General features: G+C 53.9%; 1 rRNA gene. It reads right to left on the bottom strand.

The features are described from left to right. A 23S ribosomal RNA gene (locus M3G15_RS21440) occupies positions 1-349 on the bottom strand; the annotation flags it as partial.

The following is a 349-nucleotide window of genomic DNA, read 5'->3' as shown; positions in this document are numbered from 1 at the left end:
AGCTTTCGATTACAGGGCTTTTACCTTCTCTGGCCGGCCTTTCCAGACCTGTTCGTCTAACCTATTCCTTGGTAACTCCACGTGAGACGTCCCACAACCCCAGAGAGCAAGCTCCCTGGTTTAGGCTCCTCCGCGTTCGCTCGCCACTACTGACGGAATCACTCTTGTTTTCTCTTCCTCAGGGTACTTAGATGTTTCAGTTCCCCTGGTCTGCCTCTACATTGCCTATGGATTCAGCAATGAGTGACTGGACATAACTCCAGCCGGGTTCCCCCATTCGGACATCCCCGGATCAACGCTTGCTTACAGCTCCCCGAGGCAGTATCGTTGTTCGCCACGTCCTTCGTCG

The sequence above is a fragment of the Paenibacillus sp. p3-SID1389 genome, from assembly GCF_025151705.1.
GTDB classification, from domain to species: domain Bacteria; phylum Bacillota; class Bacilli; order Paenibacillales; family Paenibacillaceae; genus Fontibacillus; species Fontibacillus phoenicis.
Note: the sequence above shows the minus strand (reverse complement) of the source record. Positions and strands in the feature narration are given on the sequence as shown.